The organism is Bacillus cereus group sp. BfR-BA-01347, assembly GCF_022663835.1.
Classification (GTDB): domain Bacteria; phylum Bacillota; class Bacilli; order Bacillales; family Bacillaceae_G; genus Bacillus_A; species Bacillus_A thuringiensis_K.
In genome coordinates, this window is record NZ_JAKUGG010000110.1 from 1 (window position 1) to 223 (window position 223).

Consider the following 223-nt stretch of genomic DNA (forward strand, 5'->3'; position numbering starts at 1 on the left):
ATGGTATGGCAAACAAGTCATTGTCGTATCGAAAACATTTGCTTCCAGCCAATTATGTTCTTGTTGTGGATATCAAAATAAAGACGTTAAAAATCTAAACCTACGTGAATGAGACTGTCCTTCTTGTCGTACAAACCATGATAGGGATATTAACGCAAGTATCAATCTAAAGAATGAAGCAATAAGGCTTCTAACCGCAAGGACTGCGGGGTTAGCCTAATCA

1 pseudogene is annotated in these 223 nt (G+C 38.1%); it reads left to right on the forward strand.

Features of this window, described 5'->3' with window-relative positions:
- Window positions 1–220 (forward strand): annotated as a pseudogene (locus tag MR143_RS32880) (zinc ribbon domain-containing protein); the annotation flags it as partial.
- Between the last annotated feature and the right edge of the window lie 3 nt (window positions 221–223).